The organism is Rhodococcus sp. P4_F5, from assembly GCF_056401315.1.
In genome coordinates, this window is sequence record NZ_JBFUJP010000103.1 from 1 (window position 1) to 14,898 (window position 14,898).

Here is a 14,898-nt window from a genome sequence, read left to right on the forward strand (position 1 = left end):
GGGTGAGGCGCCCTTCTGGGTTGAGGGCCGCACCATATGCCGCAAGTCGGTGTGCATCTCGCTGGGTCCGCGGGCCGTCGCAGGTCGCATCGAACCACATCCAGGCTGCTCCAAGGCGGCGAAAGCCGTCGAAGTCCCGTGCTGCACGAGGCAGGTCGGCAGCTACCTCCGGCGAGATAGAGACCACGCCCCTGAGGGCATCACGACGCTCGCGGTAGTTGACGAGACCGTCGTGACTGAGCATTCGCGCGAGGTTCATCGCGTGGGCGATGTCGCTCTCGAGGTAGAAGACCGGTTGCCACGTCGGCCAGGAGCCCTTGTGGAGGATGAAGTTGCCGTCGCGAGTAAACCTGTAGATCGGCTCATCGACCATGCTCCATTGTTCTCTCAATAGGACGCATTGGCCCAGCAACATGGCAATACGCGAGCGCCACAGCCATTCGGCGGAGTCCGTCACGAAGGGCTCACCGTCTTGCCTGTAGATGCCTGGAACGTGGTCGAGCCTCAACTCCGTGTGGCCGAGCACCAGTCGGATCAGATCCTCGCGTCGAGGGTGGCGGATTGAGGAGTACGGGAGCCGCATCGTCTGCACACGCTTCGAGCCCGTTCGAAGGATACGGCGGGTGAAGATCTGCGAATCGTGTATTTCCGGGTGTTCCCGCCGATCGAGCACGGGTCGCGGGTGCGGCAAGGTGTGAGGCGACATCCACGGCCGTTGCGCCTCCCAGGCCATGGTGATTGCCAATGCCCGAACGGCGGGGGATCGCGGAATCTCCCCTACGGGATCGTCGGCTTCGCCAGTCAGCGCAAGGTCATCGGCAGCAGCGTTGCCAATCGGAGTTTCAGTTGGCGAACCCAATTCCGGCGTGCTTCGGCTGATTCGCCGCGCTATCCACGATAGATCGACTCGGAGCGCTTGGATTCGGGCGAGGGCGTCGGCATCGGTTGCGGAGCAGTGTGCTGCGGCGAGGACCTCACCACATATCGAGGCGATCCGGGCGGGAACTCGAAGGGGTTGTATGGCTTTGCTGCCTGGCATCTGAAGTAGGTGACCGCAATGAAGGCAGAGCGGAGCCAAAGCCAAGGCCCAGTCCCGACGCTGCACTCCGTAGGGCGCACACGGGCAGTGCTGGCCCCAGTCCGCGGCCGACCAGCCCTCCTTAGCGAGGATCTGGCTGTGGCAGCCATCCATCGTCATCTCGCGAATACGCGAAAGCGGCTGTCGTGTCAGGTTCGCGAGACGCCGCAAAATCGATTGATAGTCAGGTGCAGTGCGTGCGACCACCTTCCGCCCGAGGATCGCCGCGACGGTCGTGTCGTTGCAGCTTGCTGTTCGCGCGACAAAGGACATCAGCGACTCGCCGTCGGCAGGAACCGGGCGGGCCGGCAAGTATTCGATGCGATTCCGCATCGGCGACGTCACCATCCCGCTGCTGCTCTGGTTCGTCATTGCCCACTCTGTTTGCGGCGGCGACGGTCTATCTGGATTTCCGCAGAATGTGCTCGGTCACTGAGGCGGACATCCTTCAGGTGATTCAGCGTCAGGGTGTGGGTGCCGTCAGCGATTGCGGCGAGCGTCGCGGAGCGAAGTAACCGAGTTGCGTCACCGACATATCCTTGGCATCGCTTCCATACGGGCCCCGCCAACTGCGACGTGATGAGTCCCTCCCGTGCTCGAGGCAAGTGCGGAATGAGGTGGCCTTCAAGCCGATGCAGCATGCGCTGCCAGGCATGTTGCTCCGCCGAAGTTCCGATGCCGTACGGAACCAGCTCCAATGGTTGCAGGCGGCCGGCGATCTGCGCGTCGCTCATGATCGCGCTGGTCGCCAGGTTTGTTCCGACCAAGATCAGGGTTGCGTTGAATTCGCCGAGTTCGGTGTTGATGTACTTCACGTGGTCGAGGACCTCTCGGCCGCCCTTCCAGTTGGTCCTGAGCAACTGCACGTCGTCAATGACGACTGCGCGGGCACCGTGTCGCGCCAAGGCCCTGACTGCGACCGTCGACATTCTGTGCGCCGCACCCGTCGCAGGTAGGCCGAAGAAGTCCAAGATCTGGGAGTTGAATCCCTTGACCATCGCGGCTGACTGCAGGTTCAGCCACACAACGGGACACAGATCGGCGTCGATGGCGGGCTGTGGATTCCACGAGGGAAGTCGACCGCCTCCTGTTGGTGCGTCGGCGGTCCATTCCATGTACTTCTGAGTAGCCCAGCGGCGGACCGCCGTGCTTTTGCCAAGGGTGTTGACGCCGGTAACGGAGGCGATGAGCTTTGCGCCAGGACCGGTTTCAGTGTTTTCGTCGATGATCTCGGTCAAGCGGTCCGCGACCGCACGGGTCTCCGTGGTCTCTACGTAGAGCCCGTTCATCCATTGGCGCAACTCCGCTAATCGCTGCGTGCGGGCCTTCGCGGTCATTCGGTCCCAACTCGCCATCGTGTGCCGAGTGGGCTCGGGCGACTCTGGTCGGACACAGCCCGCGTGCCAGGTGTGGGAGTCCATCAGTCGCCTTCGGTATGCAAGCTCGGCCACGGGATGTCGAGGATGTCCAGTGGGACCCCCTGAGATGCAACGCCACGCTGCGCCGGGGTGCCTGTACCGTCGTCCTTTCTGGGGTTGAAGTCGCTCGGGTCGGCCTGCTGGGCGGCCTGCGCTTCCGCATGATCCTTACGTGACTGCTCGACTCTGCGGCGACCCGCGGACAACTTCGCAGTCCAGTCGGTTGGGATCGGCCCAGATGTGAGTTCAGTGATCTCATCGAGAATCTGCCGCTGCGCCGATCCCCTGCTGAGGATGTGGTTACCGCCTCGGTCGCGGATCCTCTGCCGGAGCGCTTCAACGATTGTCTCGGTCATGGGTGCATCGGTGAAGAAGGACCCACGCCACATGATCGGGTGAATTCGTCCGCTCTCGGGGTGTCGGAACCAGATTCTCGAAAGGTCGTGCGGATCGACGTGGAACGGGACCTTGCTGTCGTCGGCCCGGAAGCGCCCCGGCGCGACGGTCCGGAAGCCATCCAGAATCCGATCGTCGTACACCATGTTGGAGAACTCGACACCGGCCACGCCGACTGTGCCCCATTTGATCGGAATCACCTGGTAGATCAAGTCCGCGCGCTGCGGTATATCGATGCGACCGGTCACGTCGAGCATTACGTCCCAGAGCTCCAATGGGCTGGTACGCGCGTTGGGCTCGCTGCCGATGACCAATCCGGTATGCCAGGATCGGTGGTAGTCCAATGCCGCAAATCTCCGCAGATGTTCTTCCAGCTCCGCCGCGGTCACCAAGGCATCCTCGGCAACCAGCCTGCCGCGTTCCGAGGTGTTGCGCCCCTTGTACCCAGGGAGCTGTTGCACCGCGCGCTGCAATGTCTCGTGCCATCGTTCGACGTGCGGATTGTCGGTTGGCTTCTTCCCGCGGCTCAGCAGTAGATCAATCCCGAAGTCCCGCAGTAGGGCACGGAAATGATCGGACACGAAGATCGACCCGTGATCGGCGCGAATCGCGTCCGGAATCACCGCCGGAATGTGGTGATCCCCCTGCAAAGTGCTGAAGTCTGGTGCAATCTTGCGGCGCCCGACTACGACCGAGACAGTCGAAAGGTCGAGGGTCGTCGGCAGGCCTGCCCAGCGCCAGTCACTGATAGTGGTGCCCTCCACGACCATCGAGAATGGGCGGCAGATGTCGTAGAGAAGGAGGCCGGCATCGATTCCGTTGGCGCTCTTCGGCACCACCCGAAGCGCGAGAATCACTCGTGTGGCGACATCGATCGCGGTGAGGATTTCAACGCTGAACGGTCGTCCCAACAGCGGGTCGTAGACCAGGTTGTCGGCCCTGGTGGCGTCGATTGCGACGATTTGTCCAGGCCTGATAGCCGGGAAGTGCTCGGTTCCGGACACTCGCTGCAGCGATCGACTGCGTTGACTGCGTGTAGTTGCTCCGACGCCACGTTTGAGATGGGCGAGGTATTCAGCGGTCAGTCGTTGCGGTGTGACGACGTCCTGGTGTCCGGCGCGCTTGAGTTCGACTCGGATTCGGCGGTCTATCTCACCGATGTTGACCGTCGACCGGTCGCCGTCGAGTGTTCCGAAGATCAATTCGGCGATCTCCCGGTAGCGTTCGTCGATTCGCTCCCAAGTCTGTATCCGACGCAGCGATCTGGCATCGAGGAGGCCGGGCAGTCCGTCGCGTTTCCACGCCCGGACCCAGTTTCGAATCGTGCTCTCACCTGGCGCTGCCCGGGTAATCTCGCCGTCCGCGATCCGGCGCTGGAGCGCACGGTCCCCCGCAGACTCCTGCTGCAACGCGATGGCCATGGCTCGGCAACGTGCTGCTTCGGAGGCGCCGAATCCCTCCCCAAACGGAGGTCGTGGTTCACCCTGCCTCGCAAGCTCGGCGTGGCCGTCCCGGTAGCCGGTCAGCACCTCCTGGACTACCTCCAGTTTGTCGAGAGTTGCTCGCCGTGTCGCCGTCGACAATCCATCCCAGAATGGCCTCAGCGTGGGCCTCACCGGAGTCACATCACCGTTTGCAACGACTCGTGCATCGGAAAGTTCCGGCCAGTCGACGTGCACAACCTCACCGAAACTGGTCCGCATGTCCACGCCTGCCGCCGAAACGGCTATGACCAGCGCGGTGCCCGACTCGGTGAGCAGGCGGCCACCTACCTCGACCACCGTCCGACTCGTATCCATCATCTCTCCCGATCAGATTGAACCGACGTCTCGGCCGTGAGCGGCAGCGTCAGATCTGTATCCAGCTCGCCGGTCCACACCAGGTGCCATACCGCCGCGATGACTTCGCCGTCACCAGGATCGAGACGAAACAGTGACCCCAGTGTTGCGGCTGGCCGCGCTGCGGCCGCAGCGATCTCGCCGGCTACTTGCTCGTACCAAGCAGGCTTGCGCCGATAGCCATGCAGCCAGAGCAGATTCAACCGCTCCGTCCGCCCCAGTCCGGCAAATACCTCGTGGCGCCAACCCACCGTCGCGCATGCGGTCTCGACCATCGCGACTTGCGCCATGAACTGCTCGTCCATCTTGTGCTCGGGCCGCGCATTCCACAGTGTGACCGCGCCAGAGTCGTCAACGCTGAGCAGATCTGGCACGTTCCGCACCTTCGTCGATCCGGTGGCTGCCAGCTGACATGGCTGCGGAATCAACGCAACGACATGAGGAAGCCGGTCCAAGGTCCGCAAGAGGTCGTGCTCAAGGCCAGACTCAAGCTCAAGGTGATCGCGCATGGTCAGCGAATAGGCGCTGACCGGGATGTGCCGATGCCGTTCCGATGATTGGGGCCGCCGAATCGGCACGATACGTCCAAGGTCGGGCGTTCCGTCCCTGTTCCAATTCCACACGACGGCCGCCTCGTTTCCATCGAACCGGAACCGCCACGTCGCGTTCACGCTGCACCCGGGGAAAACGAGACACCCACGCCTATGCCGACCGCATCCAAATGATCGTCGGCCACAGCCTTCCCCTCAATGCCTCAGACCCCAAGATGGAGAGCCGCAACTTGCATAGGAATTAGCAGTAAATCTAACAAGGGGTCGAACGAGTGCGTGGCCGATCACGCACATCGGCGCAGGCCACGACCAGATGCTCGCGTCATCGACCTTGTTAAACAAGATGTGTCACTTGTTAATCTTCGCTGCATCTCGACAGCAGTGGTTTAACCCCGCGCCATGTCCACGAACCGCGAGTAGTGAAGCTGGTGCGCGACAGTGATTGTCGCAGTGGGACCACCACGGTGCTTGCCCAGAATGATGTCCGCCTCGCCGCCACGCGGGTCGTCCCGTTCGAAGGCGTCGGGCCGGTGCAGGAGCATGACCATGTCGGCGTCCTGCTCGAGCGAGCCGGACTCACGGAGGTCGGAGACCTGGGGGCGCTTGTCCGTCCGTTGCTCCGGACCACGGTTCAGCTGACAGATCGCGACCACCGGGACCTCGAGTTCCTTCGCCAGCAGCTTCAGCGAGCGGGAGAACTCCGAGACCTCCTGCTGACGGGACTCGACCTTCTTGCCCGACGTCATCAGCTGCAGGTAGTCGAGGACGACCAGCTTGATGTCGTGCTTCTGCTTGAGCCGGCGGGCCTTCGCCCGGATCTCCATCATGGTCAGGTTGGGGGAGTCGTCGATGAACATCGGCGCCTCGCTGATCTCGCTCATCCGCCGAGCCAGCTTGGTCCAGTCCTCGTCGGTCATCTTTCCCGACTTCATGTCCGACAGCTTGATCTTCGCCTCGGCCGAGAGCAGTCGCATGACGATCTCGGTCTTGCCCATCTCGAGCGAGAAGATGACGCTGGGCATGCCGTGCTTGATCGAGCAGGACCGCATGAAGTCCATGCCGATCGTCGACTTGCCGACACCGGGTCGCGCCGCCACGATGATCATCTGCCCGGGGTGCAGGCCGTTGGTGATCTCGTCGAGCTCGCTGAAGCCGGTCGGCACGCCCAGCGAGATGCCGCCGCGGGTGGCGATGGAGTCGATCTCGTCCATCGTCGGCTGCAGCAGCTCCTCGAGCGGCACGAAGTCGTCGGAGGTGCGGCGCTCGGTGACCTCGTAGACCTCGGCCTGGGCCCGGTCCACCACCTCTGCCACGTCCTGGCCCTCGGAGCCCGCGTAGCCGAACTGCACGATGCGGGTGCCCGCCTCGACCAGCCGCCGCAGGATCGACTTCTCCGCGACGATCTCCGCGTAGTAGCCGGCGTTGGCGGCGGTGGGCACGGTCTGGGTCAGCGTCACCAGGTACGGCGCACCGCCCACCCTGCGCAACTCACCGCGACGCTCCAGCTCCGCCGAGACAGTCACCGGGTCCGCCGGCTCACCGCGGGAGTACAGGTCCAGGATCGCGTCGTAGACGTTCTGGTGGGCGGGCCGGTAGAAGTCGCCGGGCCGGAGCCGCTCCAGGACGTCCGCGATGGCGTCCTTGCTCAGCAGCATGCCGCCGAGCACCGACATCTCGGCCGCCATGTCCTGCGGGGGCTGACGACCGAAGTCTTCACCCGGCGCCGGTTCCTGCGGTCCCGAATAGTCCGAGTGTCCACGATCATCGACAACCGCCACGGCGATACGCCCTTCCCCACAGTTCGGGCGCCGTCCGCAGCTGCTTCCGGATCACCCTGCACGCAATAGATACGCGCACCCACCGACATCTGAATCCAGCCGGGTCCCGAGGGGTCCCGCACGGCCGTCGGCGGACGCGCCCGCTCGAGGTTATGCACAGACCAGCCCGGGGACAACACCGACTGTGTGCACAGCTGTGGATAAATTGTGGAATGCACAGGAACGGGTTGTTGATGCCCTGGGGACAACCTGAGGATAACGAGTATCACATCTCGGATCCCTGCAGGTAGCGGGCCGTTTTTTCGTTCACACCCCTGTGAATGGAAAGTCGTTCGGCGTGTCGCCGGGGGCGAGCGGCCGGGCGTGGCGCCGACTTGAACCTTCTCACACATGATTTGGCACACAGTGACATATCACACAAACTGGACGCTCGTTTAGGTTGCCGTCACAATCTCCTGGTCAGGCTCTGGAACCGGTTCCGCGGCACCCCAGCGGGCTGCTCCCCGGACAAGAAAAGGGCCCCGCAGACCGGAGTCTGCGGGGCCCTTCGTCGAGCGTGGGGTCGGACTAGCCGGCGACCACGTTCAGGTGGAACTTGGCAACGACGTCGGGGTGCAGGTTCACAACCACGGCGTGCTTGCCGGTCGCCTTGATGTGCGCCTTCGGCAGCTCGAGGCTGCGCTTGTCGACAACCGGGCCACCGGCTGCCTTGATGGCGGCGGCAACGTCGGCGGCGGTGACCGAGCCGAACAGCTTGCCCGAGTCGCCAGCCGTCTTGACGGTCAGCGAGACACCCTCGAGGCCCTCGATCGCGGCCTTGATCTCCTTGGCGTGGTCGAGTCCGCGCACGGCGCGGGCTTCCTGCGCACGGCGGATGCCTTCGACCTGCTTCTCGGCGCCACGAGTGGCGACGATCGCGAGACCGCGGGGCAGCAGGTAGTTACGGCCGTAACCGTCCTTGACCTCGACGGTGTCGCCGGGGACACCGAGGTTGTCCACGTCTGCAGTGAGGATCAGCTTCATGTCTTCCCTTTCCTTAGCGAGCCGTCGAGACGTAAGGAAGCAGTGCGACCTCACGCGAGTTCTTCACGGCAACTGCCACGTCCCGCTGGTGCTGGACGCAGTTGCCGGTGACACGCCGCGCGCGGATCTTGCCGCGGTCGCTGACGTACTTACGCAGCAGCGTCGTGTCCTTGTAGTTGATCAGCGTGTTCTTCTCTTTACAGAACGCGCAGACCTTTTTCTTCATCACCTTGTCGCGCAACGGCGGCTTCGGCATTGGTCTTCTCCGTACTTCTCAATGTTCGTTCGCGTTCGAACCCACGCTCGCGAGGAGCTGAGATCAGAACGGGGGTTCGTCGTTTCCACCACCGCCACCGAAGGAGCCGGACGCCTGGGGCGCGCTGCCCCAGGGGTCGTCTCCACCGGTGTTGGCGGCCGGGCGGGAACCGCCCTGGCCACCCGAGGAGCCGCCGAACCCGCCTCCGCCGCCGCCACCACCGCGGTTGGCCTTGTTGACCTTCGCGGTTGCGTAGCGGAGCGAGGGGCCGATCTCGTCGACCTCGAGTTCCACGACAGTGCGCTTCTCGCCCTCACGGGTTTCGTAGGACCGCTGCTTGAGCCGGCCGCTGACGATCACCCGAGAACCGCGAGTCAGGGACTCGGCCACGTTCTCTGCTGCCTCGCGCCAGATGTTGCAGCGCAGGAACAGTGCCTCGCCGTCCTTCCATTCGTTGGAATTACGGTCGAAGGTGCGGGGTGTCGATGCGACGGTGAAGTTCGCAACGGCCGCGCCCGCGGGGGTGAATCGAAGCTCGGGATCAGCCGTCAAGTTTCCGATGACGGTGATCACGGTGTCGCCTGCCATGTGGCTCCTCCTGCAGTGGGTGGAATCTGACTTGCGTCGAGCCTATGACTCGACACAGACAGACGTCACTTGTTGTGGCGCAGAACCTTGGTGCGGAGCACCGACTCGTTCAGGCCGAGCTGGCGATCCAGCTCTGCAACAGTGGCCGGGGTGGCACTGATGTCGACAACCGCGTAGATGCCTTCGCTGTTCTTGGCGATCTCGTAGGCGAGACGACGCTTTCCCCAGACGTCGACCTTGTCGACCTTGCCGCCTTCCTGGCGAACAACATTGAGGAACGTATCCAGCGACGGAGCGACGGTGCGCTCGTCCAGGCTGGGGTCAAGGATGACCATCAATTCGTAATGACGCATAAGACCTCATCACCTCCTATGGACTAGTGAAACGGTCACGGGCTGTCCGTGACAGGAGGGTCGTTGCGTCAGCAACCTTTGCAGGGTACACGCCCCGGCCCTGACCTGGGAAATCGCCCGTTTCCCGTGAAACCGCGGCGGTCGGGTGCGGGAACCGCGGGCGACCGGCACCTACGCTGGCAGTCATGGGCAGTCGGGGCCGGGCGATCACGACACCGGCGGTGGTGGCGATCACCCTCACCTGCCTGCTCACCCTGCTGCTCGCGTACCTGAACAAGGCGCGCTGCGCGGGGGCGCCCTTCGAGAGCTCCGGGCGCAGCCTGGTCTTCGACCGGATCAAGGACAGCACCGTCTGCTACTCCGACATCCAGTTCCTCTGGCTCGACCGCGGCATCGACCAGCACCTGTTCCCGTACATCGGCGGCGCGATCACCGACGGCCGGCTGACCGGCGGCACCGTCGAGTACCCGGTGCTCAGCGGGCTGCTGATGTGGTTCGGCGGCATCGGCGCGAACACCGACGCCCAGTTCCTGATGCACTCCGCGCTGATCCTGCTGCCGTTCGGGCTGGCCACCGCCTGGATGCTCGGCCGGCTCGCCGGCTGGCCGGCGCTGCTGTGGGCGGCGAGCCCGCCGCTCGTGCTCTACGGCTTCCACAACTGGGAGCTGCCGGTGGTCGCGGCGTCGACCGCGGCCGTCTTCGTGGTTGCCCGGTACGAGCGGGTCCCGCTGCGGACCCGGGGGGTCGTCGCCGCGGTTCTGCTCGCGCTCGGCCTGTGCCTGAAGATCTACCCGGGCGCGTTCCTGCTGCCGCTGATCGCGTACGTCTACACCGGCGGACGCGGCGGGCGCGAGCTCCCGGTCACCGCGACGGGGCGCCGCGACCCGAGGGGTGCGCTGGCGGTGGCCGCAGCGGCCGTCGGGACGGTGGTCGCGGTGAACCTGCCGTTCGCCCTGGCCGGCTACCAGGGCTGGCGCGCGTCGTTCACGTTCCAGTCCGTGCGCGAGGCCGACATCACCACCAACTCGATCTGGTACTGGGGACTGCGGCCGCTGTTCACCTCGACGGAGGGCCCGGACAGCACGTACGCGCGGGTGGTCTCCGTCGCGTCGCCCGCCCTGGTCCTCGCGGCCTTCGCCCTCGCCCTGTGGCTCGGGTACCGCCGCTACCGCCGCGACGGCACCTACCCGTGGGTCGCGGTGAGCGCCGCGATGCTGTGCGGGTTCATGGAACTGCACAAGGTGCACTCGCCGCAGTACACGCTGTGGCTGCTCCCGTTCCTGGTGCTGCTGCGGGTGCCCTGGTCGCTGGTCGGCGCCTACCTGGTCGCGGACCTGGCCGTCGGGATCGGGGTGTTCCGCTACTTCGACGCGCTCTACACCGGGACCGACGCGACGGCGCTCGAGTTCGTCGTGCAGGCCGGGGTGTGGGGACGCGCGGCACTGCTGCTGGCGCTGTTCTTCCTGTTCCTGCGGGCGCCGCTGCGCCTCGAGCCCCCGCCGCCCGAGCCGGACGAGGCCGAGCCCCCGCCGCCGGCCCCCGAGCGCGCCCCCGTGCCGGTCCGGGCGCTGGCCGCCGACCCGCGCTGACGCCCCTCCGCCGTCAGCCGGTGGCGACCGGAACCGGGGCCTGCGACCATGCCACCGGCCTGGCCGGCGGTCGCAGCCAGCCCGGCAGCCAGCCGGGGTGTGCGTCCGGGGCGCCGTCGAGCACCCCGCCCGCCGGGTCGTCCACCCCGCCGCGGCGCACCAGGTCCGTCGCCGGCCGGTAGATCTGCCGAATCACCAAGGCGCACAACGCCAGAACCGCGAGGTCGCGGACCACCACCGTCGCGGTGAACCACTGCTCGGGCAGCCCCTTGTTGCCGATCCCGAGGTAGTAGTACATCCGGGGGACCCAGACCAGTGCGTCAATCGTCATCCACGCCAACAGGATTCGTCGGTGCGGCAGCGCCAGCACGGCCAGCGGCACCAGCCACAGCGAGTACTGCGGGCTCCACACCTTGTTGGTCAACAGGAATCCGGCGACCAGCAGGAAGCACAGCTGCGCGACCCGCGGCCGCCGCGCCGCCGTCAGGGCGACGTACCCGATGCCCACGCACACCGCGACGAACAGCACCAGCGACACCGCATTCAGGTTCGTCGGTGCCTCACCGCGCGCCAGCGCCCCGTCGAACCCGGTCCACCCGGTGAACGAGCTGACCACGTTGTAGAGCGAATCCGGGTCCGCGCCGCGCTCGGAGTTGAGCCGGAAGAACTCCCGCCAGCCGTCCGGGAATGCCGCGGCGACAGGAAGGTTCACCGCCAGCCAGGCCGCCGCGGCGGCCGCCGCGGCGCGCCACCAGAACGCCATCCGGCCGGCCCGCAGGCACAGCACCAGCAGCGGGCCCAGCAGCAGCAGCGGGTACAGCTTGGCCGCGCCGCCCAGGCCCAGGAGCACCCCGGCGAGCACCGGCCGGCGCCGCGCCCAGGCCAGCAGGCCGCCACCGGCGAAGGCCGTGGCGAGCGGGTCGAAGTTGGTGAAGGCGTGCACCACCACCAGCGGCGAGCACGCGACCAGGGCGGCGTCCCAGATGCGGCGGCCGGCCAGCAGCACGGTCGCCCACACCGTCACCAGCCAGGCCAGCGCCAGGCCGAACGCGACGACGTTGAAGTACAGCACCACCTGCAGCGCGCCGGGCAGCCAATGGACCGAGTCCCATGCCTTGGCCACCGCCATGGAGCCGTACTGGTACAGGCCCGAGAGCACGGGGTACTCCATGTACCGCGTGGTCACCGAGCCGTCGGCGTTGGTCTCCTCCCACGACTTCTTGTAGGGGAACGCGCCCTCGTTGAGCCGTTCCGCCCCGTAGAGCGGCACGGTGTCCGAGTAGCACAGCGCCGTGTACTGGCGGCTGCCGCTCCAGTCCAGGCCGAGCGCGCCGTCCGGGCCGTTCGGCGCCTGCTGCAGGCAGGCGGCCTTCGTCGACCACCCCATCGCCAGGAACACCAGCGCCAGCAGCAGGATCACCCGCAGCGGCGTGAGGAACCGGGTCCGGCCGATCAGCGCGTGCCGGCCGACCGGACCGCCGATGACCCCGCTGAGCTGGGCGGTCAGCGGGTCCGTGCGGCTCGGCAGGTCCCGTCCGGGCACCGACCGGACGTCGGCTGCCAGCGGTGCCGGTGACACCACCCCCGCGTCGTCCACGGCGGTCTGTCCCTCTGAGTCCTCGGCCACCGTGGCGACGTTACCGACCGGCCAGTTCCCCGGGGTCAGTTGCGTCCCTACGGGGTGGCCTGTCGGACACCCCCGCCGGCGCCACCCGTGCCGGTGCCGGTACCTCCGCCGGTGCCAGTGCCGGTGCCGGTGTCGTCCTCCTCACCGGCCAGCGGCTGGCCCGGTGACCGCGCGGGGGGCGGGACCGTCGACGGGGCCGCGGTCGTCGGGGCCGGCTTGAGCCCGGGGATCGGGATGGTCACGCCGGGCAGGATCTCCACCGGACGGGTGGTCACCTCGACCGGCGGAATGGTCAGCGGCGAGGCGCTCGGCGTCGTCGTCGTCGGCGCCGCCGCGGTGGTCTTCGGCGGGGTGTACGGCGCCGTGTAGGCCGGCACACCGGCCTGACCGGCGATCGGCTCCGGCGTCGGGAAGGACTCGACCTCGGTGCCCTTGAGCGCACCGTCCATCGTCGCCTTCCAGATGTCCGACGGCATCCCCGAGCCGTACATCAGCCCGCCCCAGCTGTTCTGCAGCGGCAGACCCTGCTCGGTGCCCACCCAGACCGCGGTCGCCAGCGACGGCGTGTAGCCGACCATCCAGGCGTCCTTGTTCTGGCCGGTGTCGCCGAGCTGCGCGGTGCCGGTCTTCGCCGCCGACGGCCGTCCGCCCGCCAGGCCGTGATTGCGCGAGTACGCGGCGATCGGCTGCAACGCCGAGGTCACGTTGTCGGCGACCGCCGGCTTGAGCCGGGCCTCGCCCGGAACGACGGCGCCGCGGTCGAGCAGCACGGTGCCGTCGCTGGTCACGACCTTCTGTACGAAGTGCGGGGTGCGGTAGACGCCGGACGCGGCCAGGGTCGCGTACGAGGACGCCATGTCGAGAACCCGGGACTGGTACTGCCCGAGCACGATGCCGTACTCCGAGGACCCGCTCGGCTCCTGCAGGCTGATGCCGTCGACCCCGGTGATCTCCTTGGGGATGCCGGCCTTGTGCGCGATGTCGGCGATCTTCTCCGGGCCGTTCTCGATGGACATCATCTGCCGGTAGAAGCTGGTGTTCAGCGACCGCTTCATCGCCTCCGCGATGGTGCAGGTCCCACAGGACTCGCCCTCCACGTTGGTGATGGTGATGCCGCCGATCGTGAGCGGGCCGCTGTCGTACATCTTCGACAGCGGGATGCCCTCGTCGAGCGCCGACGCCAGGCCGAACACCTTGAACGACGACCCCGTCTGCAGCGGCGCCTGCGCGAAGTCCCACCCGGATCCCTCGGTGCCGCCGTAGTAGGCCTTCACCCCACCCGTCCTCGGGTCGACGGACACCACTGCGGTCCGCAGGTCCGGGTCCTCGCCCTCCATGTACTTGGCGACCGCGTTCTCCGCGGCCTCCTGCGCCTGCTGGTCGATGGTGGTGGTGATCTGCAGGCCCTCGGTGTTGAGGACCTGCTCGTTGATGCCGTTGGCGGTCAGTTCCTGGAGCACCTGGCCGCGGATCAGGCCGGCCGGGCCGCTGCCCTCCGCACCGGTGTCCGACTCGGAGAGCGGGACCACGTGGGGGTAGACCATCCCCGCGCGCTGGCTACTGGGCAGGGTCTTCGCGTCGACCATGCCGTCGAGCACGTAGCCCCAGCGCGTCTGCGCGCCGGTCGGGTTGGTCGACGGGTCCAGTCCGTACGGCTGCTGGATGCTCGACGCCAGCACGGCGCCCTCTTCGACGGTCAGCTCCTCGACGGGCTTGCCGAAGTACGCCTCCGACCCGGCCGCGATGCCGAACACACCCCGGCCGAACGGGATGGTGTTGAGGTACGCGGCGAGGATGTCGTCCTTGGACCACTGCTGCGCCATCTTCGCCGCGATCACCAGCTCACGCATCTTCCGGGTGATCGAGCGCTCGTTGCCCACCATCGCGTTCTTCACGTACTGCTGGGTGATGGTCGAGCCGCCGCCGGCGCTCTCCTTGCCGAGCACGTTGTCGCGCGCRGCGCGGGCGAAGCCGGACACCGAGAAGCCCGGGTTGGTGTAGAAGTCGCGGTCCTCGGCTGCGAGCACCGCGTTGCGCACGTGCACCGGAATCTGGTCGATGGACACGTCAGTGCGGTTGCCCTCGGGCGGCACGATCTTGCTCAGCACCGAACTGCCGTCGGCGGCGTAGATGGTCGCGACCTGGTTGGTCTTCATGTCGCCGGGCTTGGGCACGTCGACCATCAGGTAGGAGATCATGAAGGCCAGCATCGGGATGACCATCCCCAACGCGACGAGGCTGTACGCGGTGCGCCGGACGATCTTCCAGCGGCTCGACTTGGCCTTCTTCGGCGGCTTCGGCGGCTGGCCGCCGGACGACCCTCCCGAGCGACGCGCGGCCGGCGGCGGGCCGGCCGGCGGGCGACCGCCGGGCCCGTTGCCACCACCGGGGGCGGTCCGCGGC

General features: G+C 66.6%; 13 protein-coding genes. 2 read left to right on the plus strand and 11 right to left on the minus strand.

The window, feature by feature from the left end; translation table 11 throughout:
• The 9 genes from AC1DU4_RS24775 to rpsF all read right to left on the minus strand — a co-directional run.
• Positions 1 to 1,450, minus strand: a 1,450-nt coding sequence (locus AC1DU4_RS24775; RefSeq protein WP_477844400.1) for a TniQ family protein, incomplete at its 3' end; no start/stop codon positions are given.
• Complete coding sequence (locus AC1DU4_RS24780; protein ID WP_477844402.1) at positions 1,447 to 2,415, minus strand: TniB family NTP-binding protein; 969 nt, start codon at positions 2,413 to 2,415, stop codon at positions 1,447 to 1,449. The genes AC1DU4_RS24775 and AC1DU4_RS24780, both read right to left, overlap by 4 nt.
• An 83-nt stretch (positions 2,416 to 2,498) precedes the next feature.
• Positions 2,499 to 4,673 (minus strand): transposase, encoded by a 2,175-nt coding sequence (locus tag AC1DU4_RS24785; RefSeq protein WP_477844404.1) that lies wholly within the window; start codon positions 4,671 to 4,673, stop codon positions 2,499 to 2,501.
• A 17-nt stretch (positions 4,674 to 4,690) separates the two neighbouring features.
• Positions 4,691 to 5,401, minus strand: a complete 711-nt coding sequence (locus tag AC1DU4_RS24790; protein WP_477844406.1) for a TnsA-like heteromeric transposase endonuclease subunit — start codon at positions 5,399 to 5,401, stop codon at positions 4,691 to 4,693.
• 266 nt (positions 5,402 to 5,667) lie between these two features.
• A complete protein-coding gene (gene dnaB, locus AC1DU4_RS24795; RefSeq protein ID WP_072846102.1) occupies positions 5,668 to 7,059 on the minus strand; it encodes a replicative DNA helicase in 1,392 nt (463 codons plus the stop codon).
• A gap of 567 nt (positions 7,060 to 7,626) precedes the next feature.
• Positions 7,627 to 8,082 carry a 50S ribosomal protein L9 gene (gene rplI, locus AC1DU4_RS24800; RefSeq protein WP_072846103.1) on the minus strand — a complete coding sequence of 152 codons (456 nt, stop codon included), beginning with the start codon at positions 8,080 to 8,082 and terminating at the stop codon, positions 7,627 to 7,629.
• A gap of 13 nt (positions 8,083 to 8,095) precedes the next feature.
• Complete coding sequence (gene rpsR / locus AC1DU4_RS24805) at positions 8,096 to 8,338, minus strand: 30S ribosomal protein S18 (protein WP_072846104.1); 243 nt, start codon at positions 8,336 to 8,338, stop codon at positions 8,096 to 8,098.
• A gap of 63 nt (positions 8,339 to 8,401) precedes the next feature.
• On the minus strand, positions 8,402 to 8,926 hold the full coding sequence (locus tag AC1DU4_RS24810; RefSeq protein ID WP_072846105.1) for a single-stranded DNA-binding protein: 525 nt from the start codon (positions 8,924 to 8,926) through the stop codon (positions 8,402 to 8,404).
• A 65-nt stretch (positions 8,927 to 8,991) separates the two neighbouring features.
• Complete coding sequence (rpsF, locus tag AC1DU4_RS24815) at positions 8,992 to 9,279, minus strand: 30S ribosomal protein S6 (protein WP_072846106.1); 288 nt, start codon at positions 9,277 to 9,279, stop codon at positions 8,992 to 8,994.
• 185 nt (positions 9,280 to 9,464) lie between these two features.
• Here rpsF and AC1DU4_RS24820 point away from each other — a divergent pair, with 185 nt between their 5' ends.
• Entirely contained in the window at positions 9,465 to 10,868 is a 1,404-nt protein-coding gene (locus AC1DU4_RS24820) for a glycosyltransferase 87 family protein (protein WP_477844409.1), read from the plus strand.
• A 13-nt stretch (positions 10,869 to 10,881) separates the two neighbouring features.
• Here AC1DU4_RS24820 and AC1DU4_RS24825 read toward each other — a convergent pair whose 3' ends face one another.
• Both AC1DU4_RS24825 and AC1DU4_RS24830 read right to left on the minus strand, forming a co-directional pair.
• On the minus strand, positions 10,882 to 12,495 hold the full coding sequence (locus AC1DU4_RS24825) for a glycosyltransferase family 87 protein (RefSeq protein WP_477844411.1): 1,614 nt from the start codon (positions 12,493 to 12,495) through the stop codon (positions 10,882 to 10,884).
• Positions 12,496 to 12,542: 47 nt separating this feature from the next.
• Entirely contained in the window at positions 12,543 to 14,717 is a 2,175-nt protein-coding gene (locus AC1DU4_RS24830) for a transglycosylase domain-containing protein (protein WP_477844413.1), read from the minus strand.
• Here AC1DU4_RS24830 and AC1DU4_RS24835 point away from each other — a divergent pair.
• On the plus strand, positions 14,692 to 14,898 hold a 207-nt coding region (locus AC1DU4_RS24835; RefSeq protein WP_477844415.1), incomplete at its 3' end, for a hypothetical protein. The two genes, AC1DU4_RS24830 and AC1DU4_RS24835, sit on opposite strands and share 26 nt — an antisense overlap.

Bases quoted from the DNA above. Each gene is read 5' to 3' on its own strand.
- rpsR (WP_072846104.1), bottom strand. From the start codon at position 8,338: ATGCCGAAGCCGCCGTTGCGCGACAAGGTGATGAAGAAAAAGGTCTGC.
- AC1DU4_RS24810 (WP_072846105.1), bottom strand. From the start codon at position 8,926: ATGGCAGGCGACACCGTGATCACCGTCATCGGAAACTTGACGGCTGAT.
- rplI (WP_072846103.1), bottom strand. From the start codon at position 8,082: ATGAAGCTGATCCTCACTGCAGACGTGGACAACCTCGGTGTCCCCGGC.
- AC1DU4_RS24820 (WP_477844409.1), top strand. From the start codon at position 9,465: ATGGGCAGTCGGGGCCGGGCGATCACGACACCGGCGGTGGTGGCGATC.
- AC1DU4_RS24780 (WP_477844402.1), bottom strand. From the start codon at position 2,415: ATGACCGCGAAGGCCCGCACGCAGCGATTAGCGGAGTTGCGCCAATGG.
- rpsF (WP_072846106.1), bottom strand. From the start codon at position 9,279: ATGCGTCATTACGAATTGATGGTCATCCTTGACCCCAGCCTGGACGAG.